Here is a 23795-nt window from a genome sequence, read left to right on the forward strand (position 1 = left end):
CTCAGGCTTTGCCGCCGCCGAGCGGCAGCCAGCTCCCTCACCACACCCCCCCTTCTCAGCCATCCTCCGCACCCGGCTATTCGCTACCCAGCTGACCGACGTCATGCCCCGCCCCCCGCGTTTTATCCGATAGTGCGCAGCTCGCTCCAACGGCTTGCCCGGGCTCTTCTAGACTCAAGGGGTGGTCGTATTCGGAACCGAACGGGTCGCTTTCATGCGATTCAATCAGAGGCAGCGTGTCAAGCTGCCGTTTATGCCCTGAACAGGTGCGGCAACGACCGCACCGGGTCCAACAAGATGCCCATTCAGGGTGCATGGCCAACGGCCTGAAACGCCGCGCTACCGTGACGTGGCAAGCAGTGCCGCAGCCGACACTTTCGGACAGCCGACAACCACCAGGTGTGTCCGTGACCGTGAGGAATTGCTGTATGCCTGATGAAACGCTGCATCTGCCATTGATCCACACCCTGCTGGAACGTCACAAAGGCGTCCCGGGTGCGCTGTTGCCCATTCTCCACCAGATCCAGGAAGAGCTCGGCTACATCCCCGACCTGGCCATCCCCGAGATCGCCCACGCGCTCAATCAGAGCCAGGCGGAAGTGCGCGGGGTGATCAGCTTCTACCATGACTTTCGTACCGCGCCGCCGGCGCGGCACATCCTGCGCCTGTGTCGCGCCGAGTCCTGCCAGAGCCGCGGCTCCGAGCAGCTGGCGGCGCAATTGCGCGAGCGTCTGCAGCTGGATGACCACGGCAGCAGCGCCGACGGTTGCATCAGCCTGCGACCGGTGTATTGCCTGGGCGCCTGTGCCTGTTCGCCGGCCCTGGAGCTGGACGGGCAACTGCATGCCCGGGTCAGCGCCGAGCGCCTGGACGCGCTGCTGGACAGCTGCCGGGAGGACGCGTGATGCCGAACCTCTATCTGCCTTGTGATTCCCTGGCCCGGGCCGTGGGCGCAGACGCGGTGGCCGAGGCCATCGCCACCCAGGCCGAGCAGCGCCAGCTGCCGCTGCAACTGCAACGCACCAGCTCCCGTGGCCTGTACTGGCTGGAGCCGCTTTTGGAAGTCGACACCCCGGAAGGACGCCTGGGTTTCGGCCCGCTGAGCGTCGCCGATGTGCCTTCGCTGCTGGATGCCCTGCAAGGCGATCCCGCCAGCCATCCCCTGGCCCTGGGCCGGGTCGAAGAGTTGCCCTACCTGAAAAGCCAGCAACGCCTGCTGTTCGCCCGCGCCGGCATTACCCGGCCGCTGTCCCTGGCGGACTATCGAGCCCACGGCGGCTTCGAGGGCCTGAGCCACGCCATCGCCCTGGGTGGTGAGCAGACCGTGGCCGCGGTGCTCGACTCCGGCCTGCGTGGCCGTGGCGGCGCGGCGTTCCCCGCCGGGATCAAATGGCGCACCGTGCGCGATACTCCGCCGCAGCAGAAGTACGTGGTGTGCAACGCCGACGAAGGCGACTCCGGCACCTTTGCCGACCGCATGCTGATGGAAGGCGACCCGTTCCTGCTGATCGAAGGCATGGCCATTGCCGGCCTCGCGGTCGGTGCCAGCCATGGCTACATCTATGTGCGCTCGGAATATCCACAGGCGGTGGCCACCCTGCGCGAGGCCCTGGATATCGCCCGGGATGCCGGTTACCTGGGGGCCAATGTCGGCGGCAGTGGCCAGGCCTTCGACCTGGAAGTACGGGTCGGCGCCGGGGCCTATATCTGCGGCGAGGAAACCGCCCTGCTGGACTCCCTGGAAGGCAAGCGCGGCATCGTCCGCGCCAAGCCGCCGATCCCGGCGCTGCAAGGCCTGTTCGGCCAGCCGACCCTGGTGCACAACGTGCTGACCCTGGCCTCGGTGCCGCTGATCCTGGAAAAGGGCGCGGCGTTCTATCGCGACTACGGCATGGGCCGTTCCCTGGGCACCATGCCCTTCCAGTTGGCGGGCAACGTGCGTCACGGCGGCCTGGTGGAACGGGCCTTCGGCCTGACCCTGCGCGAGCTGGTGGAAGGCTACGGCGGCGGCACCGCCAGCGGCCGGCCGCTGAAGGCCGCGCAAGTGGGCGGCCCCCTCGGCGCCTGGGTGCCGCCGGCGCAGTTCGATACGCCGCTGGATTACGAAGCCTTCGCCGCCATGGGCGCGATGCTCGGCCACGGCGGCGTGGTGGTGGCCGATGACAGCCTGGACATGGCCCACATGGCGCGCTTCGCCCTGCAATTCTGCGCCGAGGAATCCTGCGGCAAATGCACCCCGTGCCGCATCGGCTCGACCCGCGGCGTGGAGGTCATCGACCGCCTGCTGGCCGCGCCACAGGCCGAGGAGCGCCAGACCCAGGCGATCATCCTCAAGGACCTGTGCGACACCCTGCAATACGGCTCGCTGTGCGCCCTGGGCGGGATGACCTCCTACCCGGTGGCCAGCGCCCTGAAGCACTTTCCCGCCGACTTCGGTCTGGCGTCCTCGGAGGCCGAGCAATGATCAGTATTTTCGACCCAGCCACAGACATCGACCTCAATGCCGTGGACTTCGGCACCCCGGCCCGCGACAGCCAGGTGCAGGTCAGCCTGAACATCGACGGGCGCAGCATCAGCGTGCCCCAGGGCACCTCGGTGATGCGCGCAGCGGCCCTGCTGGGCACCACCATCCCCAAACTCTGCGCCACCGACAGCCTGGAAGCCTTCGGCTCGTGCCGCATGTGCCTGGTGGAGATCGACGGCATGCGCGGCTACCCGGCCTCCTGCACCACACCGGTCAGCGAAGGCATGGTGGTGCATACGCAAACGCCAAAGCTGGCGACCCTGCGGCGCAACGTGATGGAGCTGTACATCTCCGACCACCCGCTGGACTGCCTGACCTGCTCGGCCAATGGCAACTGTGAACTGCAGACCGTGGCCGGCCAGGTGGGCCTGCGGGAAGTGCGCTACGGCTATGACGGCGCCAACCACTTGGACGAGCAGAAAGACACCTCCAACCCCTACTTCGACTACGACCCGAGCAAGTGCATCGTCTGCAACCGCTGCGTGCGCGCCTGCGAGGAAACCCAGGGCACCTTCGCCCTGACCATCAGCGGCCGCGGTTTCGAATCCCGGGTCGCGGCGGCCGGTGGCGACAACTTCCTGGACTCCGAATGCGTGTCCTGCGGCGCCTGCGTGCAGGCCTGCCCGACCGCGACCCTGATGGAAAAAAGCGTGGTGGAAATGGGCCAGCCGGAGCGGGCGGTGATCACCACCTGCGCCTACTGCGGGGTCGGCTGCTCGTTCCGCGCCGAGATGAAGGGCGACCAGCTGGTGCGCATGGTTCCGGACAAGAACGGCCAGGCCAACCACGGCCATTCCTGCGTCAAGGGCCGCTTCGCCTGGGGCTACGCCACTCACCCGGATCGCATCACCAAGCCGATGATCCGCAAGCACATCAACGATCCGTGGCAGGAAGTCAGCTGGGACGAGGCAGTGACCTACGCCGCCAGCGAGCTGCGGCGCATCCAGCTCAAGTACGGCCGCGACTCCATCGGCGGCATCACCTCCAGCCGCTGCACCAACGAAGAAACCTACCTGGTGCAGAAACTGGTGCGGGCGGCCTTCGGCAACAACAACGTCGACACCTGCGCCCGGGTCTGCCACTCGCCCACCGGCTATGGCCTCAAGCAGACCCTGGGGGAATCCGCCGGGACCCAGAGCTTCGACTCGGTGATGCAGGCCGACGTGATCCTGGTGATGGGTGCCAACCCCAGCGACGCCCACCCGGTGTTCGGTTCCCAGCTCAAACGGCGCCTGCGTGAAGGGGCCAAGCTGATCGTCATCGACCCACGGCGCATCGATCTGGTGGACTCGGTGCACGCCCGCGCCGAGTTGCACCTGGCCCTGCGCCCGGGCACCAACGTCGCCATGCTCAATGCCCTGGCTCACGTGATCGTCACTGAGGGCCTGGTCAACCAGGCGTTCGTCGACGCCCGTTGCGAGCCGGAAGCCTTCGCCCAGTGGAGCGCCTTCGTCAGCCGCGCCGACAACTCGCCGGAAGTGCTGGGCGCCATCTGCGACGTGCCCGCTGCCGATATCCGCGCCGCCGCGCGCTTGTACGCCACCGGTGGCAATGCGGCGATCTACTACGGCCTGGGGGTCACCGAGCACAGCCAGGGCAGCACCGCGGTGATGGGCATCGCCAACCTGGCCATGGCCACCGGCAACATCGGCCGCGAAGGGGTGGGGGTGAACCCGCTGCGGGGGCAGAACAACGTCCAGGGTTCCTGCGACATGGGCTCCTTCCCCCACGAGCTGCCGGGCTACCGGCACATCTCCAACCAGGCGGTGCGCCAGGAGTTCGAGCAGGCCTGGAACGTCACCCTGCAAGCCGACCCCGGCCTGCGCATTCCCAACATGTTCGAAGCGGCCCTGGGCGGCAGCTTCAAGGGCCTGTACTGCCAGGGCGAGGACATCGCCCAGAGCGACCCCAACACCCAGCACGTGACCGCGGCGCTGTCGGCCATGGAATGCGTGGTGGTGCAGGACATCTTCCTCAACGAAACCGCCAAGTTCGCCCACGTGTTCCTGCCGGGCTCCTCGTTCCTGGAAAAGGACGGCACCTTCACCAACGCCGAACGGCGTATCTCGCGGGTGCGCAAGGTCATGGAGCCCCTGGGCGGCAAGGCCGACTGGGAAGGCACCCTGGCCCTGGCCGCAGCCCTGGGCTACCCGATGCACTACAACCATCCCTCGGAAATCATGGATGAAATCGCCCGCCTGACCCCGACCTTCACCGGCGTCAGCTACGCCAGCCTGGACCGCCACGGCAGCCTGCAATGGCCGTGCAATGCCGCCGCGCCGGACGGCACGCCGACCATGCACATCGACGAGTTCGTGCGCGGCAAGGGGCGTTTCATGCTCACCGGCTACGTGCCCACCGACGAGAAGGTCAACGGCCGCTACCCGCTGCTGCTGACCACCGGCCGGATCCTCAGCCAGTACAACGTCGGCGCCCAGACCCGGCGTACCGACAACGTCGCCTGGCACGCCGAGGACCGCCTGGAAATCCACCCCACCGACGCCGAAAGCCGGGGCATCAACGAAGGCGACTGGGTCGGCATCGGCAGCCGCGCCGGGCAGACCGTGCTGCGCGCCCGGGTCACCGAGCGGGTGGCGCCGGGGGTGGTCTACACCACCTTCCACTTCCCCGAATCGGGGGCCAACGTGATCACCACCGACAACTCCGACTGGGCCACCAACTGTCCGGAGTACAAGGTAACGGCGGTGGAGGTCAGCCGCGTCTACCACCCTTCCGAATGGCAGAAGCGCTACCAGGCATTCAGCGACGAACAGCATCGCCTGCTGGATGAACGCCGGCGCTCCCGGGGCGGCAAGGCGGAGGTGCGCCGATGAGCACCGCCAACCTGATCAAGATGGCCAATCAGATCGCCGCGTATTTTGCCAACGAGCCGGATCAGGCTCAGGCGGTGCTCAGCGTGCGCAACCACATGCAGATGTTCTGGACCCCTGGCATGCGCCAGGAACTGCTGGCCTGGCAGACCGAGCAGCAAGGCGCAGAGCTGCATCCATTGGTGCAGCAAGCGGTGCGCGACGCGGGCTGGAAGGCTTAGCACGACATTCCCCGGCCTGCAGCGGCAGGCCGGGGAACCCCGCTGTCACTCAGTTACCCGGACACTTTCGGTCCACCGGCGGCTTGGCCTGAACCGCCAGCGGCATCACCGCCCCTGGCTTGCCAAGCGGCAACAGCTGGTACACCGCAAAGGCACACATCGCTGCAGTTTCGCCACTGGCCTGAGGGATGTAGTTCAGGCCGACGTAGGCTTCGTAACTCTTGCCGGGCTCGAACACCACCACCTTCTTCACCTCGGGACAGGTGCGATAGCTGCTGCCGGATCCCGCGGCCGACACCCCGCTCCCTTCCAGCAAAAAAGGCCGCCCCGCCGGCACCCGATACTCGGTGACAATCTCGTGGTACGCGCCCTCGCCCATGCGGATCGAGCCGATGTAGGCCGGCAGCTTCGGCGCAAAGCGCGGCAGCATGTCGATCTGCCGCGGCTGCAGCGGAAACTGCGGGTAATTGATATTGGCTTGCTGATTGCTGCCAAACCGCCCGGCCTTGGCCAGGCGCTGGCTGTCCCCCAGACAACCGGCATAAGCCTCCCCACGCACTTCACCGTTGGTGATCACCCGCAACTGCGCGGTCGGCACGCTCAGGGGCGGTTCCGAATAGGGCAGCACCGGCTTGACGCTACAGGCACCAAGTAACGACAACAGCGCTAGCGAAGCGATATTTCTGAGTTGCATGACTGATCTTTCCTTTATTTGAAGCGATATGCGCGGTTCGGCAGGCTATCGGCCGGGTGGCGGCAGTCTTCACTGGGCATCTGTCAGGCAGCCGCAGTTTGACAGTCGCCTGAGTCGGCACTAGCTTCCAAGGCCGTGCCTTTGAGTCAGCTAGCAAACACTCAGGTGAACCCCATGAACAAGCCCAATCCCTTGCACCACAACCAGCCCCCTCCGCGGGTTTCGATGCGCCCCCTGCAACCGGCTTTCCTTCCCCAGCAAATCAGCACTCGACGCCTGCTGCGCCCAGTGTGCCGTCGCGGCATCAACAGATCGCTGCCTACGCTCGTCCCGCCCTATTAAGCGCCCCTTGCCGAACACCTCACGCGTGTTCGTTCCTACGTCTCACTGATCTTCGTTTACCCACCTAGAACGCTTCGCTCTGGAGAGCGCTGCTGTGCGCGATAGGAACCCCCTAAAGGACTAGCGAGCCCGGCTGATGCCCGGGCGGGAGCCTGTATCCATGTCACAAAAAGTGATCGCCTTTTTTCCTGAAGCCGCCTACGGGCCGGCCTTGAACTCTGTGGGTATCGCCCAGGCCTGCGAGGCACTCGGGCACAAAGCCGTATTCATCACGGACCCTGGCATGCAGGGCGTGTATGCCAGGTTCGGCTTTGAGGAACACCGGGTGAACATGTCCGCGCCGATGCCGGCGCAAGAGATGGCCCGTTACTGGGTCGACTTCATCAACGGCCACTTGCCGAACTTTCGCAAAACACCCCTGGAGCAGATCGACACTTACGTGAAGGAATGCTGGGCTGCGATCGTCGATACGGCCAAGTGGGCACAGAAGGAGCTGCCGGGCGTTCTGGACCGGCTCAAACCCGATCTGGTCTGCGTCGACAACGTCGTCATGTTTCCCGCGATCAAGCAGTACCAGGCGCCCTGGGTGCGCATCATTTCCTGCTCGGAAAACGAAATCGGCGACCCGGACATACCGCCACACCTGTCAGGGATGAGTGTTCAGGACAAAGCCGGGCATCAGCGTTTCCGAGCGCGTTTCGAGGAAGTGATCCGTCCGATCCACGAGGACTTCAACCTTTTCCTCCAAGCCCATGGCGAGCAGCCCTATCCCCTGGGCACCTTCTGCGAACCTTCGCCGTTCATGAACCTGCTGCTCTATCCGGATGCCGTCCGGTTCAAGCGACGCCACCCGCTGCCTGCCGAACGATTCCACTACCTGCAAGGCAGCGTGCGCCAGGACAGCCCCTATGAAATTCCCGAGTTCCCGGCACAACGCCACCAGCCTCTGCTGTACGTCAGCTTCGGCAGCCTGGGCAGCAGTGACATCCCCTTGCTCAAGCGCCTGATAGACGCCCTCGGCAAACTGCCTTATCGAGCCCTGGTCAATGTCGGCGAGCACCTGGACCAGTACCCGGTGTTGCCGGACAACGTGCAGATTGCCGACTGGCTGCCACAGCCCTCGGTGATCGCCCAGGTGGACGTGGTCATCCACCACGGTGGCAACAACAGCTTCACCGAGTGCCTGTACTTCGGTAAGCCGGCCATCGTCATGCCCTATGTCTGGGACGGCCATGACAACGCCATGCGGGCCCAGGAAACCGGCCATGGCTTCCGGCTCGACCGTTACCAATGGACCGAGGCGCAATTGGCCGAAGCCCTGCACGCCTGCCTTAACGACAGCCTGCTGCGCCAACGCCTGCAACGCACCAGCGCCCAGATGCAATCGCGCCAGGGCACCGCAGAAGCGGCACGCCTGCTCGATGAGCTCCTCAAGCGCGGTGCCCGACCCAATGCTCAAAAGAGCGTGCAGCACAAGGAGCGCGACCGATGAACACACCGCTGCTACAGGACCCGCTGCAGATCACCAACCTGCAGGATTGGGGCGAAATGCCAGAGATGCTGGAAGGCCAGTCACGGGTTGCCGGAGTGCTTTTGCACAAAGGTGCGCAAGGCCAGTCGGAATGCGGCCTGTGGTGCTGCACTCCCGGCAAGTGGAAGTGCCACGTGACCCGGGATGAGTTCTGTCACTTTCTTGAAGGGCGCTGCACCTATGTCCATGAGTCCGGGGAAGTGATCGAGATCCGACCGGGCAGTAGTGCTTTCTTTCGCCAGAACTGGAAAGGCACCTGCACCGTCCACCAGACGGTCAAGAAGGTCTACATGATTCGCTGAAGAGCACTGCTGAGGGCCCTTCATTCACCCTGGGTTTCAAGGACAGAACAATGACCAGCTTTACCTGTGAAAGCGCTTTGTATTTTATCAATCCTCACTACCTGCCCCCCGCCAGCGGCCGGCTCCGCGAAGTCTTCGATCCGGCCACCCTGGAGCGGGTCGGGCGCATCAGCCTCGGCGAAAAGGCTGACGTGCGAGCAGCCGTGAATGCCGCCAATGCGGCGCAACAGCAATGGGCCAGAGTGGATGCCCGGAGCCGGGCCGCACGCCTGCACGAACTGGCCGAAAGCATAGAGAAAGCGACCGGGCTCAACCGTGAAGTGGCGCGGCTGATGACCCTGGAAACCGGCAAACCCTTTCCGGAAGCCATAGGCGAACTGGCGAACTGTGCATCGGTTTTCCGCTACTACGCGGAGATGGCGCGGGACGATGCTGGCAAGGTGGCCGGCACCACGCAAGCCGGATCGTTCCAGCATGTGCGCTATGAACCCTATGGGGTCAGCGTGCACATCATGCCCTTCAACTACCCCATTCTGCTGATGTGCTGGACCGTCGCGGCCTCCCTGGCGGCGGGCAACGCCTGCATCATCAAGCCGGCGGAGAGCGCCACCCTCTGCACCCTGAAGTTTCTCAGCCACTTCACCAGTCTGCTGCCGGGCCTGGTGTGTTGCGTGCCGGGAGATGCCCTCACGGCCCAATTGCTGGTGCAATCATCCGGCACCCACGCGGTGGCCTTCACCGGCGGTATCGCCGCTGCCCACGCCGTGGCCGTGACCTGTGCCGACCTGATGAAGCCTTGCGTGATCGAGGCCGGTGGCAGCGATCCGATGATCATCTCCAAACACGCACCGTTGGACGTCGCGGTAGCGGGCGCAGTGACCGCAGCCTTTCATCTGAGCGGACAGATCTGCACCTCGGCCGAACGCCTGTACGTGGTCGACGACATCTATGAGGAGTTTGTCGAGCGCTTCGTCAAGCAGACCCGCCAACTGCGGATTGGCCACGGCCTGCAGCACTCCGAGATCGGACCGCTGGTCAGCGAAGTGGCACGGGACAAAGTCATACGCCTGGTGGAGGACGCCATAGCCAAAGGCGCGCAGGTTCTGTGCGGCGGCCGCATCCCGCAAGACCAGCCCGTAGGCTGGTTCTACGAACCGACCATCCTCGGCGGCGTCACCGGCGACATGGCGATCCTGCAGGAAGAGTGCTTCGGGCCGGTGGCAGCGATTTGTCGTGTGGCGGATTTCGACGAGGCGATCCGCTTGGCCAATGACTCGCCTTTCGGCCTGGGCGCTTCTCTGTTTTCCACCAACCTGACCGAATCGATGGAGGCCGCCGAGCGTCTGGAAGCAGGCATGGTGTGGATCAACAACCCCCTGGTGGACAACGATGCGCTGCCATTGAGCGGCTGGAAAATGTCGGGGATCGGCAGCGAATTGGGGCGTCAGGGACTGGATGCGTTTCGCCGTTCGAAGATGGTGATCATCGATCACAAACCACGCATTCAGAACTGGTGGTACCCCTATCCCGACAGCCAGTTCTATACCGCCCATGACGAGCCATACAAACAGGGACAGTAATAAACAACTACGCCAGAACCAATCCCCCCTCATATAATCGCACCCATGCACTTCGCGATAACTAGAGGGGGGATACACCACAGATAGCCAATCTGTTTAAGACTTGAACTGAAAGTTGCCATTAAAAACAGACAGCTCATCAGACCCAAGTTTCAAACAGGGTTGTTACTTGGCAACTTCCCTGGTTTTCTTGTGTGCCCGCGCTGAGGTTTTATACGCAGACTCAACTTTCTTCTTGGACTCGTCCAAATGCTTGCGCCAGTCGCCCTTGAGTTTCGAAACAACACCATCCCGTGAGTTTTCATGGGCATGGACCGCAGATTGGTGGCGCTCAGCCAGGTGTTTATGGTGAATCGCCGCCTCCTCATGCCTTTTCGCTGCCTCATGGTGCTGGATAGCCGTTAGATGATGGTGCTTGATAGCTTCCTTCGACATGACTCTCTCCATTTTTTGTACAGGCCCTATAGGCCGACAAGTAAGCCACCTGCTACAACGGGGCTCCAATCAAACCTAGACCAGTTATTTTTTAATTCAACCTGCAAGGATATACGGTCATGTTTTACACAAAACTTGGAGGCTCGAAACATTCAAATAAATAATCGGCAAGCAAAAAAACCATACCCCCATAAACCTGCCGCCACGCCCACGATCAAAGCCCGAAAGATACCCCCGTTTGCAGCAGAACGACCCGCACAGCCCGGGCGCCCCTTGAGCTGCGACCTGCCCCAGGTTTTTTCCGCGTGAGCAAAAACCTGGCGCCCACACAAAAATAGTCAGATTTCAGGGGTTTACAGAACCCCGCCAATCGCTATAATCGTCGCCCTAACACGCCGGTATAGCTCAGTTGGTAGAGCAACTGACTTGTAATCAGTAGGTCCCGGGTTCGACTCCTGGTGCCGGCACCATACAAAACAAAGCCCCTGCAGAAATGCAGGGGCTTTGTTGTTTCCGTACTTCCGAAAAGCCTCACGCCGTGCCGTGAGAGTGCCCACAAATTGTCCACTCCTGCGCTTTCTGCGCCCGCACATTTTCTTGAGTGCCTCGTCATGCACTCGAAAGCCTGCTTTCTTGTGCACGTTGTCAGCTCATTCACCAGAAACGCTGGTTTTGTCGACATATCAGGCCAATGCCCCACTGCTCGGCCACTCACAAAGTATCGCCTCGCAAAGCGAGGGACGGGCCGTGGCTGACCAACAGCACGTATCGAAATCGAGCTGAAGCACTGATACCGAATCCAACAAATTGGATAACCGCAACATCCCCAAATCACCGCACTTCATGCTCCAATACCCGCCGATCCCCGTTGTACACAGGCCGCCCATGAAGCCCATCTCCCTATCGATCCTGACCCTGCTGCTCCACTCCATGCTGTTAACCGCCCCTGCCCAGGCCGGCAATGCCGAAGCCGGCGCCAAGCTGTTCAAGCGCCTGTGCAGCGGCTGCCACAATATCGGCCCGTCGGTGCGCAGTTCGTTCGGGCCGCAACTCAACGGCATCATCGATCGCCCGGCCGGCAGTGCCACGGACTATCAATACTCAACGGCCATGAAGTCGTCGGGCATTGTCTGGACCCGGGACAAGCTCATCCAGTACCTGGAAGACCCCAAGGCCGTGGTGCCCGGTACGCGGATGATTTTCTGGGGGCTGAGCGATGAGGAAAAAATCGATAATCTGCTGGCCTACCTGCAGACCTTCCCCGCCCCCTGATCTGCGCTCGCTTGCCCACAAGGATGTTTGGATGAAGTTTCCTCTGCTGTCGCTTGTCGCCATGGGCCTGGCCCTGACGGCATACATGCCTCAGGTGCAGGCCGCCGGTTTCGACTGCACCAAGGCCTCGACCCTGGTGGAAAAAACCGTCTGCGCCACGCCGACCCTGTCCGCCCAGGACGATGAGTTGAACCGCCGCTACAAGGCGCTCAAGCACCTGCAGGTGTTTCGCCTGTTGCAGGCCCAGTGGTTGCGGGAGGTGCGCGACACCTGCATCGACAGTGACTGCCTGGAGTCGGCCTATCGGGCCCAGGTGAAGCTGCTCGGGCTGTTGCCGATCCCTCCGGCACCCGCCAAGGACGAGCTGCTGCCCATGGACCCCACCCGTCAGTACCGCCTGCAGGACCCTGACGACTGGCAGCGCTTTACCCTGGCCAGATTCACCGCCGCCCCTCCTCAGGGCGATCAGCAGATCGTCGACGCCCAGGTGCTGGATGGCGTGCTGCATGTGGTGCTGTTCGTCGGTCGGTACCAGAAGGGGCAGGAAGGCTATGTCGGCACCCTCTACGAATACGCCGATGACCAGCCTGGCCTGCACCCCATCGCCCGGGATATCGGCTTTGTCGGCTGGGCCTTGCCCGGGGCCAACGATCAGGGCCAGCGCTTCGCCGGGATTGTCGACGGGGTGTTCTACTACCGCCAGCGCGGCGGCGGCGAGTTGCAGCAGGGCATGCGCTATCGCCTGGGCTCGCGCAGTGCTCCCGAAGCCAGCCAGCAGGTGTTCCAGTCGCCCTCCAACACCCTGCGCCATGCCCGAGCGCGGATCGGCCAAGACCTCAATCAGGAGAACTACAGCCTGTCCCTGGATTACGACCGGCAGAGCAACAACACCTACACCGAGAACGTCACCGAGCACAACGAGGTCGAGGCCGGCTGGAGCATCGTCAATCCCACCTGGAGCGAAACCCGCCCGGTGCTGTACTTCGATAACGAAGGGCCGCGGGCCTGTATCTGGCGGGTCGACGTACAGCACAAAGTGCTGTCCAAGATCGTCCCGGAGCATGAGGCGATTTCAGCCCGTCCCGTGGATATCCATGGTCGTGAAGCGGTGGTGTACCTGGAAGGCGATCAGCTGAAGTTCGCAATCAATCCGGATGACTGAAAGGCACGTCCGCGCGAGGAGCCGGGTCAGCCATGGCCCGGCGGCGGGCCGTAACAGATCGATATCGAGCCACCGCTTGCGCGCCGCTCCCCACCAGGCACAAAAAAACCCCGAACCAGTCGGGGTTTTTCCATTGCGCCACCTGCAATCAGGTGCTGATCAAACGCTCATCAGAACACGTTGATCGGGTAGTCGACGAACACCCGCAGTTCGTTGCCGCTGTCGTTGTACTCGCTGGATTTCTGCGACACACGCAGGATCGAGCTGCGAACCTTGACGCTCAAGTCCTTGGCCGGACCGCTCTGCACCACGTACTTGAGCTGGTTGAAGATTTCCCGCTCGGTGCCGCCGGTGGAGGTCGAGGTGGTGATGTTGTCGCCACGCACGTAGGCCACGTTGTAGGTCAGGCCCGGTACGCCGAAGGCGCCGAAGTCCAGACCGTAACCCAGTTGCCAGCTACGCTCGTCTTCGGCGTTGAAGTCGGACCAGTAGGAGTTGGCCAGGTAGATGGTGCCGCCACCGTCACCCACGCGGTTCTGACCACGCTGGTAGCCGCCGTAGGCATAGCCCAGGTGGCTGTCGCCGGTGCTGCGCTGGTGCGCCAGGGTGAACGAGTGCGGGCCCATGGCGTAGGTGGCTGCCAGGCTCCAGATCTTGTTGTCCTGGCCACCGGCGCCGGCGTCTTTAGCGTAGGCCTTGTCCAGCTTGGTCTGGTAGCCGTTGAAGTCCAGGGTCAGGGAGCGGTCGGTGGCCAGCGGGAACACGTAGTTCAGGTTGACGTATTGCTTCTTCAGCACGTCTTCGACGTCGGAAGCGTACAGCGCGCCCTTGAACTGCTCGGTGAACTGGTAGCTACCGCCCAATACGTTGATCGACTTCAGGCCACCGCTGTCACGGCCTTCGGCGCTCTTGCGCGATTCGGCGGTGAAGCGACCGGCGTTCAGCTCCAGGCCCTTGATCTCCTTGGAGGTGATCAGGGTGCCGGTGTAGCTTTCTGGCAGCAGGCGCGCGTTGTCGTAGTTCAGGACCGGCAGGGACGGCATCTGGTCACCGTAGGTCAGCACGGTGTTGGACAGGCGGAACTTGACCGCGGCGCCGGCCTTGGCCAGGTCGCCCGCTGGGGTCTGGTTGCCGTTCTCACTGCGCTTGAAGAAGTCGATGCCCTGGCCGCCGCTGTGGCTGCCTTTGTCCAGGCGCAGGGCATACAGACCGAAGGCGTCCACGCCGACACCCACGGTGCCTTGGGTGAAGCCCGAGGAGAAGGTGCCGATGGCCGCCTGGCCCCACTCGCTCTGGTCACGGTTACCGTCTTTCTTGTCGCGATCGATGTAGGCGTTGCGCAGCAGCACTTTCAGGCTGCTGTCTTCAACAAAACCCTTGGCATCGGCCTGGCCGTCGGCCATGGCTTGTGTAGCGCTCAAAATCCCCAGTGCAATCAAGCAGATCCGCTGTTTCAACATTTTATTTTCCTTATTACGGTTAGAGACGCGCTGTGAGCACTCACGGCTATGGCGTTTAAACGCTCTTCTACCGATGAAACAAAAAGACCCGCCCACGAGGGATCGCGGCGGGCCTTTTATTATTCTGAAATATGGCTCTTGGCCACAGGCGTTGGGGGCGAATCCTATCTGCGCCCTGAACAACGTGTCAATTTCGTGAATCGTCTTTGAATAGCTGAAAATATTCTAAGAACTGCGGGCTAGAGCATTGCCAGCTGCACGCTATGGCTGTCGACAAATTGTTCGAAGTGGGTGACTTTGCCGTTTTTGAGGGTCCACAAGTGGGCCACTCGCACATCGATCGGCTTGCCCGAAGCCTTGTAGATGCCTTGGTAGTTGCCATAGGCGAAGACCTTGTCGCCCTGGGCCACGTAGTTTTCCACCTTGAAGGTGAAGTCCTGCCATTCCGAGCCCAGGCGCTTGAAGACATGCTCCAGCACCGCCTCGAAGCCGACGTAGGTGCCGGCATAGGGAAAGCCCGCCGCTTCAGTCCAACGTGCATCAGGGGCCAGGGCCGCGGCGGTGTTGCGCGCATTTTCCTGGGAGTTGGCACCTTCGTAGGTGCTCTTGATCAACGCGAGGTTATCCATGGGTGACTCCATGCAGGTCAGGTGAGTTCAGAGCGCGCAACCGTCCAGGCCACAGGCGTGGAGCGCGCCGTCTTGCGGGCCGGAACCAGCGCCCAGGGAGGTTTTCAGCCAATGGGCGAACGCCTCGGGCTTGCCCAGCCAGGGGCTGATATCGAGCAACTGATAGCGGCCATCGCGCTCCAGCGCCAGGGTCGGGAAACCCTGACCGCCGACTTTGGCCAGCAGCGCGCGGCTAGCCTTTATGTGCTCATCCAGCTCAGTGGCCGTGGCCCGATCGAGAGCCGGGGCGAATGCCTCGACAGCCAAGCCCAGGCCCTGCGCCAGTTCCAGCAGGACCTCGCGATCGGCAATCCGCCGGCCTTCCAGGTAATGGGCGGTCTGCAGGCGCCCCAGCAACTCCAGTCCGCGTCCACCCAGGGCCTCGGCCGCCAGTACCGCGGCAATCGGCGGCGCCGAATCGAAAACCGCCGAATGGTCGCGCAGCAAGCCTTCGAAATAGGCCTGGCCGAAAGGCTGCCCGGTGTACTCGGCGATGCGCCGGTCATGGGGCATGACGTAATCGCGCAGCTGTGGCGACACCGGCTGGCGGTTGCGGCCGGTCATCATGCCGCCTCCATGGGCCTGTACCGGCAATACCGCGCGGGCTGCCTGCACCAGTGGCTTGGCGCCGTAGCACCAGCCGCACAACGGGTCATAGATGTAGTGAAGGGTGGCCGAGGACATGGGGGACTCCAACAGGATCTTGAGTGTTCGATGGCAGGCAGACTATGCCCCGGGCGCCAGGGGAAAAACCTCGAAATGGTTGTTAGTCTGTTGCGCGAACCGGACGAATCTCCCTGTTTAGTCCGCGTATGCGGGCAGATAAGGCAGCGACATAATTAGAAACAATAGAGCAAGGGCGCCATAAGAGAATAATTAACGCAAGCAAATAGCACGCATTATCATTTGCATCCCTCGACTCACCTCGCTTTCGGATGCGCTTCAGATGCCTGCCCATTTCCGCCTTACGCCCCTGTCCCTGGGACTCTGCACCCTGCTGACCGCCGGTTTTGCCTGCGCCGCCAGCACCACCCTGCCAACCACCTCCATCAGCGCCGAAGCCGAGGCCGATCCCGACGATCCCCGGGTCAAGGAAGTCAGCACCGCCACCCGCACCGCCACCGCCGCGCGCTACGTGCCCCAGGCCATCGACACGATCAAGACCGCCAATGTGCTGGACTACGGCGTCAATGATCTGGGCAGCGCCCTGAGCGGCATTCCCAACGTCAGCAGCGGCGCCGACACGCGCTTCGACAGCCTGCGGATTCGCGGTTTCGACGCCAGCAACGACTTCTACCTGGACGGCATCCGCGACGACAGCCAGTACGTGCGCGACCTGCACAACATCGAACGCATCGAAGTGCTCAAGGGCCCGGCGGCGGTGCTCTACGGCCGTGGCAGCCAGGGTGGCATCGTCAACCGGGTGAGCAAGCTGCCGGAGTTCGGTCGCCGCTCCAGCGTCGAAGTCCAGGGCGGCAGCCAGGACCTGCGCAGCCTGTATGCCGACCTCAGCACCGATCCCACCGAGAACCTCAGCCTGCGCCTGAACCTGGGCAACGAGGACCGCAACAGCTTCCGCAATGGCGTCAGCGGCAACCGCCAGCTGTTCGCGCCATCCATGAGCTGGCAATTGACCCCGGAGCTGAACTGGCTGGTGCAATACGAATACAGCCGCTACAACCGCACCCCGGACCGCGGCATCACCAGCCTCAACGGCCGCCCGGCGAACGTCGGCCGGGAAACCACCTACGGCGACCACCGCGACTACATCGATGACAAGGCCCAATCCCTGCGCTCCAAATTGAGCTACGAGCTGAGCGATAGCTGGCAGCTGCGCCACACCTTGGGGGTGTTCAAGCTCGACAGTGACTTCGACAACACCTACCAGTTCGACTACGACGCTGCTACCGGTAAGGTAAAGCGTCAGCGCTGGCAGCAGGATCTGAAGACCCGCAACGTCTACAACAACAGCGAGCTGGAGGGTCGTTTCGACACCTTCGGCCTGGAGCACCGCCTGCTCACCGGCCTGGAATTCGGCAGCCAGCGCCGCGACCCGATCCTCTACAACGCTGCCACCTCGGGCCCCGACAGCCAGGCAGTGCCTGAAGTGGACCTGTACACCCCCAATCCATACCAGAGCCACACCGGGCGCATGCAGGTTTCCAGCAACAACCACACCGAAGTGGAAAGCCGGGCGCTCTACGTGCAGGACCAACTGCGCCTGAACGATCAGTGGCAACTGCTGGCCGGCCTGCGTTACGACAACTTCGAAGTGCAGACCACCAACCGCCGCACCGGGGTATCCGACAGTCGCGCCAGCCACAGCGTCAGCCCGCGCCTGGGGGTGGTCTGGACGCCGCTGGAGCACCACTCGTTCTATGCCTCGTGGAGCAAGTCGTTCGCACCGGTGGGGGGCGGCCTGATCGGCATCACCCCGAACGCCCCGGGCAACGGCAATGACCTGAGCCCGGAACTGACCCGGCAGAAGGAAGTCGGGATCAAGAGCGACTGGCTGGGCGAACGCCTGAGCACCACCCTGGCGGTGTACGAGCTGGAACTCTACAACCGTCGTACCCCTGACCCACAGGACCGCAGCATCACCTTGCTCACCGGCCTGCAACGCTCCCGGGGTATCGAGTTGACCGCCAGCGGCAAGCTCGTCGGCAACTGGTACCTGCGTGGCGGCATCGGCCTGCAGGACGCGGTGGTGGTCAAGGACAACAACGGTTTCGAAGACAAGCGGGTGAACAACGTGGCCAAGCGCAATGGCAGCCTGTTCATCACCTGGAAACCGGAGCTGGGCTGGTACGCCGAAACCGGCCTGACCCTAGTGGGCGACCGTTACGCCGACAGCAGCAACACCGTGGTGCTGCCGGGCTACGGTCGCTGGGATGCCCTGGCCGGCTACCGGCACAAGGACTGGGACGTGCGCGCGGCGCTGAACAACATCGCCGACCGCGAGTACTACAGCTCGGCCACCAGCGCCTTCCAGATCCAGCCGGGAGATCCGCGCAGCCTGGTGGTCACCGGCAACTACCGCTTCTAAAACGCCCAGCCAAAAAAAAGCGCTGCCATCCCGGCAGCGCTTTTTACAATCCGTCGTTTTCTATCCTTTCACCACATCCCACAGTGCCTGCAGTTCCGCCTCGCTGAGCAATCCAGCGGGGTAACGCTCAACGATGATCCGGCGCGGATCAGGTTCCCTGATCTGACGCGTTCCATTGGACTTCAACCATTGCGCCAGAGCCTGCAGCGACTCGTTACTCATTGCCAAGGGATGGGACGTCCGCTCGCTGACCATGTTCATTCCAGCGCTCTCTCCTGGTATCTGAGCGGCCTAACTTATCCAAGGTTTATGACAGAACAACAAATGTTCCACATGTCTCAGAATCACCCCAAGGCAGATACAAGAGCTATGCCAATGTGTCGGATGCGCCGACATACGGCCATGAAAAAGCCCGCAACCCCTCTGGGCTGCGGGCTCGCTGACAAGCCTCAGGACCGATGCAGCAACCTGCCTTGTGCGGCCGCTGTTACAACGGCACTCAAACTCGCTGTGGCGCAGGCTGTTGTTGGGTAAGGCAATGGATATTGCCGCCCCCCAGTAACAGTTCGCGCCCGGGCACCATCACCACTTCATGCTCGGGAAACAATTCCTGGAGGATGGCCTTGGCCGGGGCATCCATCGGGTCGTCAAAACTCGGCGCAATGATCCCGCCATTGACGATCAGGAAGTTCACATAGGAACCGGCCAGGCGCACCGAGGGATTGCGCTCCTGGCTGCCTTGCACGGCATCGACACCGGCGCATTCCTCTTCGGTGGCATACAAGGGACCGGGAATCGGCATCTTGTGCACCTTGAAGGGGCGGCCCTTGGCGTCGAGGGTGTTTTCCAGCACCTGCATGGCCGCCCGGCAACGTGGATAGTTCGGGTCCTGGGGATCGTCGGTCCAGGCCAGCAACACTTCACCCGGACGCACGTAGCAGCAGAAGTTATCCACATGACCGTCGGTTTCATCGTTGTACAGGCCGTCCGGCAGCCAGACGATGCGCTCCACTGACAGATGCTCGCGCAGCACCGCCTCGATCTGCTCGCGGGACAGGTGCGGGTTGCGGTTGTGATTGAGCAGGCATTCCTCGGTGGTGATCAGCGTGCCTTCGCCGTCGACGTGAATCGAACCGCCTTCGAGCACGAAGCCCTCGGTGCGGTATTCCTGGCAGCGCTCGATTTCCAGCACCTTGCTGGCCACCTGCTCGTCACGATTCCAGGGGGCGTACAGACCGCCCTCGAAACCGCCCCAGGCATTGAAGCCCCAGTGCACGCCGCGCACTTCGCCGCTGTGGTTGATGACGAAAGTCGGGCCGGTGTCGCGGACCCAGGCATCGTCACTGGACATTTCCACCAGGCGGATATTGGGCACGTCCAGGCGCGCCCGGGCGTTTTCATACTGGGCCGCGGACACCGCCACGGTCACCGGTTCAAAGCGCGCGATGGCCTTGGCCACCGCGGCGTGGGCGGCCTGGGCCGGCTTGCCGCCCAGGCGCCAGTTGTCCGGGCGCTCGGGCCAGATCATCCAGGTCTGGGTCTGGGTCGCCCATTCGGCCGGCATGTAGAAACCGTCGGCGCGCGGCGTGCTGTGCAAAGTGCTCATAGTGTTCAGGACTCCAGGGAACCGTCGAGGGTTTTCAGCGCGCCATAGAGGTTCGGACGACGGTCACGGAAACTGCCCCAGGCGCTGCGGATGTGTTCGAGCTCGTCGAGGTCGAAGCGGTGCACAAGGATACCTTCTTCAGTTTGGTTGAGCTCCTGAACCTTCTCGCCAAACTGATTGGCGATAAACGACGAGCCGTAGAAGGTGATGTCGTAGCCGTCCTGCTTTTCGTTGCCGATGCGGTTGCTGGCAATCAGCGGCATCAGGTTGGCCCCGGCATGGCCCTGCTGCACCCGCTGCCAGTGATCGCGAGAGGAAATGCTGCTGTCGTGGGGCTCGCTGCCGATGGCGGTCGGGTAGAACAGCAGCTCCGCGCCTTGCAGGGCCATGCTGCGGGCGCACTCGGGGAACCACTGGTCCCAGCAGATGCCCACGCCGATCTTCGCGTAGCGGGTGTTCCACACCTTGAAGCCGGTATCGCCCGGGTTGAAGTAGTACTTCTCGTGGTAGCCGGGGCCATCCGGGATATGGCTTTTCCGATAAATCCCCAGGTTGCTGCCGTCGGCATCGATGATCGCGATGCTGTTGAAACGCGCCCGCCCGGCCAACTCGTAGAAGCTGATGGGCAGCACCACTTGCAACTCCCGGGCGACTTTCTGGAAGTGCGCGATGGCCACGTTGCTGTCCACCGTGGTGGCCAATTGCAAATAGTCCGGGTTGGGCTTCTGGCAGAAGTACGGGGCCTCGAACAGTTCCTGGATGAGGATGATCTGCGCGCCTTTGGCGGCGGCTTCACGGACCAGCTTTTCGGCGGTTTCCAGATTGGCCTCAAGGTCCCAGGAACAGGCCATCTGGGTAGCGGCGACGGTAACGATACGGCTCATGGAACAACTCCCGGGCAATGGACGCGGTCGATGACAACGGATAGGAAAAGGACGGGGCACGACAAGGTCGCGCCTGACGACGGTCACTTTATATCCGATAAATATCGACTTAAAAAGCCGCATAGATCTTTATCGAGAAAAATATCCGACAAAATACCGATAACAATCGAGTAACCATAAACACATTCGCCGGCAAGCCGGCTCCTACTGAGGGGTGCAGGAGCCGGCTTGCCGGCGAATGGAGATGAACGCAAGCGAACGACGAGCCGTTACAGCTCCTCGCCCAGCACCTTGTCCAGCATGTCGACGAAGAAATCCACGCTCTGTCGGCTGGTGACCATCGGCGGCTTGATCTTGAGGATGTTCAAGTGATCGCCGGTGGGTTGCATGAAGATCCCCAGTTCCCGCAGGCGATCGCACAGCAGGGTGGTTTCCTCGGTGGCCGGCTCCAGGGTCTGGTGATCGCGGATCAGTTCCAGCCCCAGGTAGAAACCGGAACCGTGCACCGCACCCACCAGCGGATGCCGTTCCTTGAGCGCCTCCAGGCGCTGCTTGAAGTGTTCGCCCACCACCCGGGCGTTGTCCCAGAGCCCTTCCTCCTGCATCACATCCAGCACCGCAAGGCCAATGCGGCAACTGACCGGGCTGCCGCCGGATGAAGAGAAGAAATAGCCTTCGGCCTCCAGCGCCTCGGCAATCTCGCGACGGGTGATCACCGCCCCAAGGGGCTGACCGTTGCCCATGCCCTTGGCCATGGTGATGATGTCCGGCACCACGCCCTGCTCTTCAAAGCCCCAGAAGAACTTGCCCATGCGGCCATAGCCCACCTGGACCTCATCGGCGATGCACACGCCACCCCGGGCCCGAACCCGTTCGTAGACTTCCTGCAGATAACCCGGCGGCAGCGAGATACCCCCGGCATTGCCGTACACCGGCTCACAGATAAACCCGGCCAACTGGCGATGCTGCTCATCCAGCTTGTGCAACTGCTGGTCGACGCTGCGCAGGTACTGCGGCGTGCTGTGCGCTCCGCGGAACTCGCCGCGATAGGTGTTGGGCGCCGTGACCGGGTGCACCCAGTCCGGGCGGCTGGTGAGGGCCTGGGGGTTGTCGGCAATGGAGGTGGACACCGCATCGGCCGCCACCGACCAGCCGTGATAGGCCTCCAGCACGCTGAGCATGTCGCGCCCGCCGCTGTAGGCCCAGGCCAGGCGGATCGCCAGATCATTGGCCTCGGTGCCGCTGTTGACCAGGAACACCCGGTCCATGGAGTCCGGCGCCAGGGCCAGCAGGCGCTCGGAAAACTCGGCGATCGCGGCATAGTGAAAACGCGAGTTGGTATTGAGCAGCGACCATTGACGGGCCGCCACGGCCGCCATGCGTGGGTGGCCATGACCGAGCACCGCGACGTTGTTGAGCATGTCCAGATAGGAACGCCCCTGCATGTCGATCAGGTGATTGCGCCAACCGCGTTCGATCCGCGGCGGGTCGACGTAGTAGTGCTTCTGCGAGCGGGCAAAGCTGGCATCGCGGCGTTCCAGCAGGGTCTGTGGATCCAGCTCCGGTTCGGCATCGCAGGCCAGCCCCAGCAGCGCCGCCGGCGAGGGGCACAGGGCTTGCCAGGCCGGGGCCCGGGACGGGCTGCAAAACAGCGGTGGGTCCAGTTCGGCCCCCCGGCACAGCTGGACCTTGAGCCGGCCATCCGCCGCCACCTCGCCCAGCACCTGGCCCTTGACCAGGGCCGCACCCGCTTGCAGCGCAGGCTCGACGCCCCACAAGTGCACGCTCAGGGTCGGGCCATCGAGGCGCAACAGGCCCTGCTCGCCACGGTGCAGGACCCCGGCGAACGGCGCTTCCACCGCGGTGCCCGCCGGGACTTGCAGTTGCACATGCAAGGGACAGGTTTGCGGCTCCTCGGCACTGTCGGGACGGGTTTGCGACAGACGGTACTGACCGTATCGGCTGGCGGCCAGACCATGGGCGGCGCCGGCTTCGGCCAGCAGCCGATCATCGATTCCCGGCTGTTCCCAGTTGCCGGCTTCGAAGTGCGGGCTGAGCACGCCCAGGTCGATCAGGGCAAACTCGCGGCCCACCAGGCTTGGCAACAGCGGGGCAAAACCCTCGCTACCGATGGCTGGCAACGACTGACCCACGGCGCTGAGGATGGCCGCTTCCATGAACTCGAAAGACACGGAGCTGGCCACGCGGAAAATTTCCCACTCATGGGCCAGGTTCGCGCGGGAATAGTCGTTGCCCGGATCGATGCTGACCTGCTGCTCGCCACTGAGCACCAGCACCGCGGCGCGGGCCACGATCAGTGGCCAGAGCGCCAGCAGCTCCGCCCGTTGCAACGGATTGACCTGGTGATAGGCCTGGATCGCCGGCAGGATGCGCAGCGGATCGCCCTCGGCGTGATGCAACAGCGCGGCGCAGGTCACCGACAGATCGGTGATGCGCCAGGTGCGGATCAGGTCGCCGAAATCAATCACCCCCTGCAACTGCCAGTGGCGCAACGCATCGCGCTGCCAGACCACGTTGTCATCGGTGATGTCCATATGGATCGCCTGCACCGGCAACTGCGCGAGCAGAGGCTGCAGGCGTCGCTCGGCGCGCTGCGCGCTGTCGGCGATCAAGGCCCGCTGCTGCGGGTCGCGGATCACGGGCAACAGATGCCCGATCAAGGCCTGGGCATGCCGCGCATCCCACTGCAGGGTGCGCTCCAGGCCCGGGTGCTGGAAGTCCGCCAGGGCCAGGTCCATCTGCCCGCAGAGCCGGCCCAGGCCCGCCACCAGTTCCACGCCCAGGTGCGGCAGATGGGTCAGGGAGCGCCCTTCTATATAGTCCAGCAGACGCACGTGCAGCGCTTGCCCGGCAATTTCCAGGGACAGAAGGTCCGCACCGTTCTTTGCCGGAATCACCCTCGGCACTCGCAGTTCGGGATGTTGCTGCAGATGCTTGAGAGCCGCGTGCTGCGCCTGCAACTCCAGGACCGAATAGTCGCCGCGACAGATCTTCAGGACAAAGCGCCCCTGGGGACAGTCGAGGCGATAGTTGAGATCCTGCTGGCTGCCCAGGGACTGCAGGGTCCCCTGCAGGCCGTAATGGGTTGCCAACAGCTCCAGCGCTTGCTGCGCGCTAACCTGTGGACTGGGCAGACTGGCACGGTGGATCAAGGTGGCGAGCAACATACAACGACCCCTGGAATTGTTATAGGCCGCTTATATCGCCATTGTGCAG

19 protein-coding genes and 1 tRNA gene are annotated in these 23795 nt (G+C 63.1%); 11 read left to right on the forward strand and 9 right to left on the reverse strand.

What is annotated here, in order from left to right; genetic code table 11:
- Positions 1-428 precede the first annotated feature (428 nt).
- The 4 genes from GWQ44_RS14590 to GWQ44_RS14605 are packed head-to-tail and all read left to right on the forward strand — an operon-like array spanning position 429 to position 5576.
- Positions 429-905, forward strand: coding sequence for a formate dehydrogenase subunit gamma (locus GWQ44_RS14590; RefSeq protein ID WP_016963597.1), 477 nt, complete (start codon positions 429-431; stop codon positions 903-905).
- Positions 905-2464 carry a formate dehydrogenase beta subunit gene (locus tag GWQ44_RS14595; protein WP_275927624.1) on the forward strand — a complete coding sequence of 520 codons (1560 nt, stop codon included), beginning with the start codon at positions 905-907 and terminating at the stop codon, positions 2462-2464. Before GWQ44_RS14590 ends, GWQ44_RS14595 begins: the two co-directional genes overlap by 1 nt.
- Positions 2461-5358, forward strand: coding sequence for a formate dehydrogenase subunit alpha (gene fdhF / locus GWQ44_RS14600; RefSeq protein WP_275927625.1), 2898 nt, complete (start codon positions 2461-2463; stop codon positions 5356-5358). The genes GWQ44_RS14595 and fdhF overlap by 4 nt, the downstream gene beginning before the upstream one ends.
- Positions 5355-5576, forward strand: coding sequence for a formate dehydrogenase subunit delta (locus tag GWQ44_RS14605; protein WP_179598651.1), 222 nt, complete (start codon positions 5355-5357; stop codon positions 5574-5576). Before fdhF ends, GWQ44_RS14605 begins: the two co-directional genes overlap by 4 nt.
- Positions 5577-5625: 49 nt before the next feature.
- On the opposite strand, the gene GWQ44_RS14610 is transcribed toward GWQ44_RS14605, so the two are convergent.
- Entirely contained in the window at positions 5626-6270 is a 645-nt protein-coding gene (locus tag GWQ44_RS14610; RefSeq protein WP_275927626.1) for an amidase, read from the reverse strand.
- 502 nt (positions 6271-6772) lie between these two features.
- Here GWQ44_RS14610 and GWQ44_RS14615 point away from each other — a divergent pair.
- From GWQ44_RS14615 to GWQ44_RS14625, 3 genes are read left to right on the forward strand one after another with little or no spacing between them, the layout of a single operon-like run.
- The gene (locus GWQ44_RS14615) at positions 6773-8104 is read left to right on the forward strand and encodes a glycosyltransferase (RefSeq protein WP_275927627.1); all 1332 of its coding nucleotides are present in this window, start codon (positions 6773-6775) and stop codon (positions 8102-8104) included.
- Positions 8101-8445 carry a cupin domain-containing protein gene (locus GWQ44_RS14620; RefSeq protein ID WP_275927628.1) on the forward strand — a complete coding sequence of 115 codons (345 nt, stop codon included), beginning with the start codon at positions 8101-8103 and terminating at the stop codon, positions 8443-8445. The genes GWQ44_RS14615 and GWQ44_RS14620 overlap by 4 nt, the downstream gene beginning before the upstream one ends.
- Before the next feature lie 50 nt (positions 8446-8495).
- Positions 8496-10025 carry an aldehyde dehydrogenase family protein gene (locus tag GWQ44_RS14625; RefSeq protein WP_275927629.1) on the forward strand — a complete coding sequence of 510 codons (1530 nt, stop codon included), beginning with the start codon at positions 8496-8498 and terminating at the stop codon, positions 10023-10025.
- A 165-nt stretch (positions 10026-10190) separates the two neighbouring features.
- Here the strand turns inward: GWQ44_RS14625 and GWQ44_RS14630 are convergent, their stop codons facing one another.
- Positions 10191-10460, reverse strand: a complete 270-nt coding sequence (locus GWQ44_RS14630) for a hypothetical protein (RefSeq protein WP_016963605.1) — start codon at positions 10458-10460, stop codon at positions 10191-10193.
- Between the two features lie 394 nt (positions 10461-10854).
- Here GWQ44_RS14630 and GWQ44_RS14635 point away from each other — a divergent pair.
- The 3 genes from GWQ44_RS14635 (at position 10855) to GWQ44_RS14645 (ending at position 12894) form a co-directional block, all read left to right on the forward strand.
- Positions 10855-10930, forward strand: a tRNA-Thr gene (locus GWQ44_RS14635).
- Between the two features lie 415 nt (positions 10931-11345).
- Positions 11346-11732 carry a cytochrome c family protein gene (locus GWQ44_RS14640; RefSeq protein WP_275927630.1) on the forward strand — a complete coding sequence of 129 codons (387 nt, stop codon included), beginning with the start codon at positions 11346-11348 and terminating at the stop codon, positions 11730-11732.
- A gap of 31 nt (positions 11733-11763) precedes the next feature.
- The gene (locus GWQ44_RS14645) at positions 11764-12894 is read left to right on the forward strand and encodes a lysozyme inhibitor LprI family protein (protein WP_275927631.1); all 1131 of its coding nucleotides are present in this window, start codon (positions 11764-11766) and stop codon (positions 12892-12894) included.
- Between the two features lie 170 nt (positions 12895-13064).
- On the opposite strand, the gene GWQ44_RS14650 is transcribed toward GWQ44_RS14645, so the two are convergent.
- The 3 genes from GWQ44_RS14650 to GWQ44_RS14660 all read right to left on the reverse strand — a co-directional run bounded on the left by GWQ44_RS14650 (position 13065) and on the right by GWQ44_RS14660 (position 15706).
- Entirely contained in the window at positions 13065-14354 is a 1290-nt protein-coding gene (locus GWQ44_RS14650; protein ID WP_016963608.1) for an OprD family porin, read from the reverse strand.
- 239 nt (positions 14355-14593) lie between these two features.
- The gene (locus GWQ44_RS14655; RefSeq protein WP_060842195.1) at positions 14594-14983 is read right to left on the reverse strand and encodes a nuclear transport factor 2 family protein; all 390 of its coding nucleotides are present in this window, start codon (positions 14981-14983) and stop codon (positions 14594-14596) included.
- Between the two features lie 27 nt (positions 14984-15010).
- The gene (locus GWQ44_RS14660; protein ID WP_275927632.1) at positions 15011-15706 is read right to left on the reverse strand and encodes a DsbA family protein; all 696 of its coding nucleotides are present in this window, start codon (positions 15704-15706) and stop codon (positions 15011-15013) included.
- Positions 15707-15968: 262 nt separating this feature from the next.
- On the opposite strand from GWQ44_RS14660, the gene GWQ44_RS14665 reads away from it, so the two are divergent.
- Positions 15969-18068, forward strand: coding sequence for a TonB-dependent siderophore receptor (locus GWQ44_RS14665; RefSeq protein WP_275927633.1), 2100 nt, complete (start codon positions 15969-15971; stop codon positions 18066-18068).
- Positions 18069-18128: 60 nt separating this feature from the next.
- Here GWQ44_RS14665 and GWQ44_RS14670 read toward each other — a convergent pair whose 3' ends face one another.
- The 4 genes from GWQ44_RS14670 to GWQ44_RS14685 form a co-directional block, all read right to left on the reverse strand.
- Complete coding sequence (locus GWQ44_RS14670; protein WP_016963613.1) at positions 18129-18329, reverse strand: hypothetical protein; 201 nt, start codon at positions 18327-18329, stop codon at positions 18129-18131.
- A gap of 238 nt (positions 18330-18567) precedes the next feature.
- A complete protein-coding gene (aguA, locus tag GWQ44_RS14675) occupies positions 18568-19674 on the reverse strand; it encodes an agmatine deiminase (RefSeq protein ID WP_275927634.1) in 1107 nt (368 codons plus the stop codon).
- A 5-nt stretch (positions 19675-19679) separates the two neighbouring features.
- Positions 19680-20558: an N-carbamoylputrescine amidase gene (gene aguB, locus GWQ44_RS14680; protein WP_275927635.1), complete on the reverse strand. Its 879-nt coding sequence runs from the start codon at positions 20556-20558 to the stop codon at positions 19680-19682.
- A gap of 269 nt (positions 20559-20827) precedes the next feature.
- Entirely contained in the window at positions 20828-23746 is a 2919-nt protein-coding gene (locus tag GWQ44_RS14685) for an aminotransferase (protein ID WP_275927636.1), read from the reverse strand.
- Positions 23747-23795: the final 49 nt, after the last annotated feature.

It is taken from the genome of Pseudomonas sp. 3MA1, assembly GCF_029237275.1.
Classification (GTDB): domain Bacteria; phylum Pseudomonadota; class Gammaproteobacteria; order Pseudomonadales; family Pseudomonadaceae; genus Aquipseudomonas; species Aquipseudomonas fluorescens_AP.

Coding starts and splice junctions, on each gene's coding strand:
- GWQ44_RS14590 (WP_016963597.1), top strand. CDS start 429: ATGCCTGATGAAACGCTGCATCTGCCATTGATCCACACCCTGCTGGAA.
- GWQ44_RS14595 (WP_275927624.1), top strand. CDS start 905: ATGCCGAACCTCTATCTGCCTTGTGATTCCCTGGCCCGGGCCGTGGGC.
- fdhF (WP_275927625.1), top strand. CDS start 2,461: ATGATCAGTATTTTCGACCCAGCCACAGACATCGACCTCAATGCCGTG.
- GWQ44_RS14605 (WP_179598651.1), top strand. CDS start 5,355: ATGAGCACCGCCAACCTGATCAAGATGGCCAATCAGATCGCCGCGTAT.
- GWQ44_RS14610 (WP_275927626.1), bottom strand. CDS start 6,270: ATGCAACTCAGAAATATCGCTTCGCTAGCGCTGTTGTCGTTACTTGGT.
- GWQ44_RS14615 (WP_275927627.1), top strand. CDS start 6,773: ATGTCACAAAAAGTGATCGCCTTTTTTCCTGAAGCCGCCTACGGGCCG.
- GWQ44_RS14620 (WP_275927628.1), top strand. CDS start 8,101: ATGAACACACCGCTGCTACAGGACCCGCTGCAGATCACCAACCTGCAG.
- GWQ44_RS14625 (WP_275927629.1), top strand. CDS start 8,496: ATGACCAGCTTTACCTGTGAAAGCGCTTTGTATTTTATCAATCCTCAC.
- GWQ44_RS14630 (WP_016963605.1), bottom strand. CDS start 10,460: ATGTCGAAGGAAGCTATCAAGCACCATCATCTAACGGCTATCCAGCAC.
- GWQ44_RS14640 (WP_275927630.1), top strand. CDS start 11,346: ATGAAGCCCATCTCCCTATCGATCCTGACCCTGCTGCTCCACTCCATG.
- GWQ44_RS14645 (WP_275927631.1), top strand. CDS start 11,764: ATGAAGTTTCCTCTGCTGTCGCTTGTCGCCATGGGCCTGGCCCTGACG.
- GWQ44_RS14650 (WP_016963608.1), bottom strand. CDS start 14,354: ATGTTGAAACAGCGGATCTGCTTGATTGCACTGGGGATTTTGAGCGCT.
- GWQ44_RS14655 (WP_060842195.1), bottom strand. CDS start 14,983: ATGGATAACCTCGCGTTGATCAAGAGCACCTACGAAGGTGCCAACTCC.
- GWQ44_RS14660 (WP_275927632.1), bottom strand. CDS start 15,706: ATGTCCTCGGCCACCCTTCACTACATCTATGACCCGTTGTGCGGCTGG.
- GWQ44_RS14665 (WP_275927633.1), top strand. CDS start 15,969: ATGCCTGCCCATTTCCGCCTTACGCCCCTGTCCCTGGGACTCTGCACC.
- GWQ44_RS14670 (WP_016963613.1), bottom strand. CDS start 18,329: ATGAACATGGTCAGCGAGCGGACGTCCCATCCCTTGGCAATGAGTAAC.
- aguA (WP_275927634.1), bottom strand. CDS start 19,674: ATGAGCACTTTGCACAGCACGCCGCGCGCCGACGGTTTCTACATGCCG.
- aguB (WP_275927635.1), bottom strand. CDS start 20,558: ATGAGCCGTATCGTTACCGTCGCCGCTACCCAGATGGCCTGTTCCTGG.
- GWQ44_RS14685 (WP_275927636.1), bottom strand. CDS start 23,746: ATGTTGCTCGCCACCTTGATCCACCGTGCCAGTCTGCCCAGTCCACAG.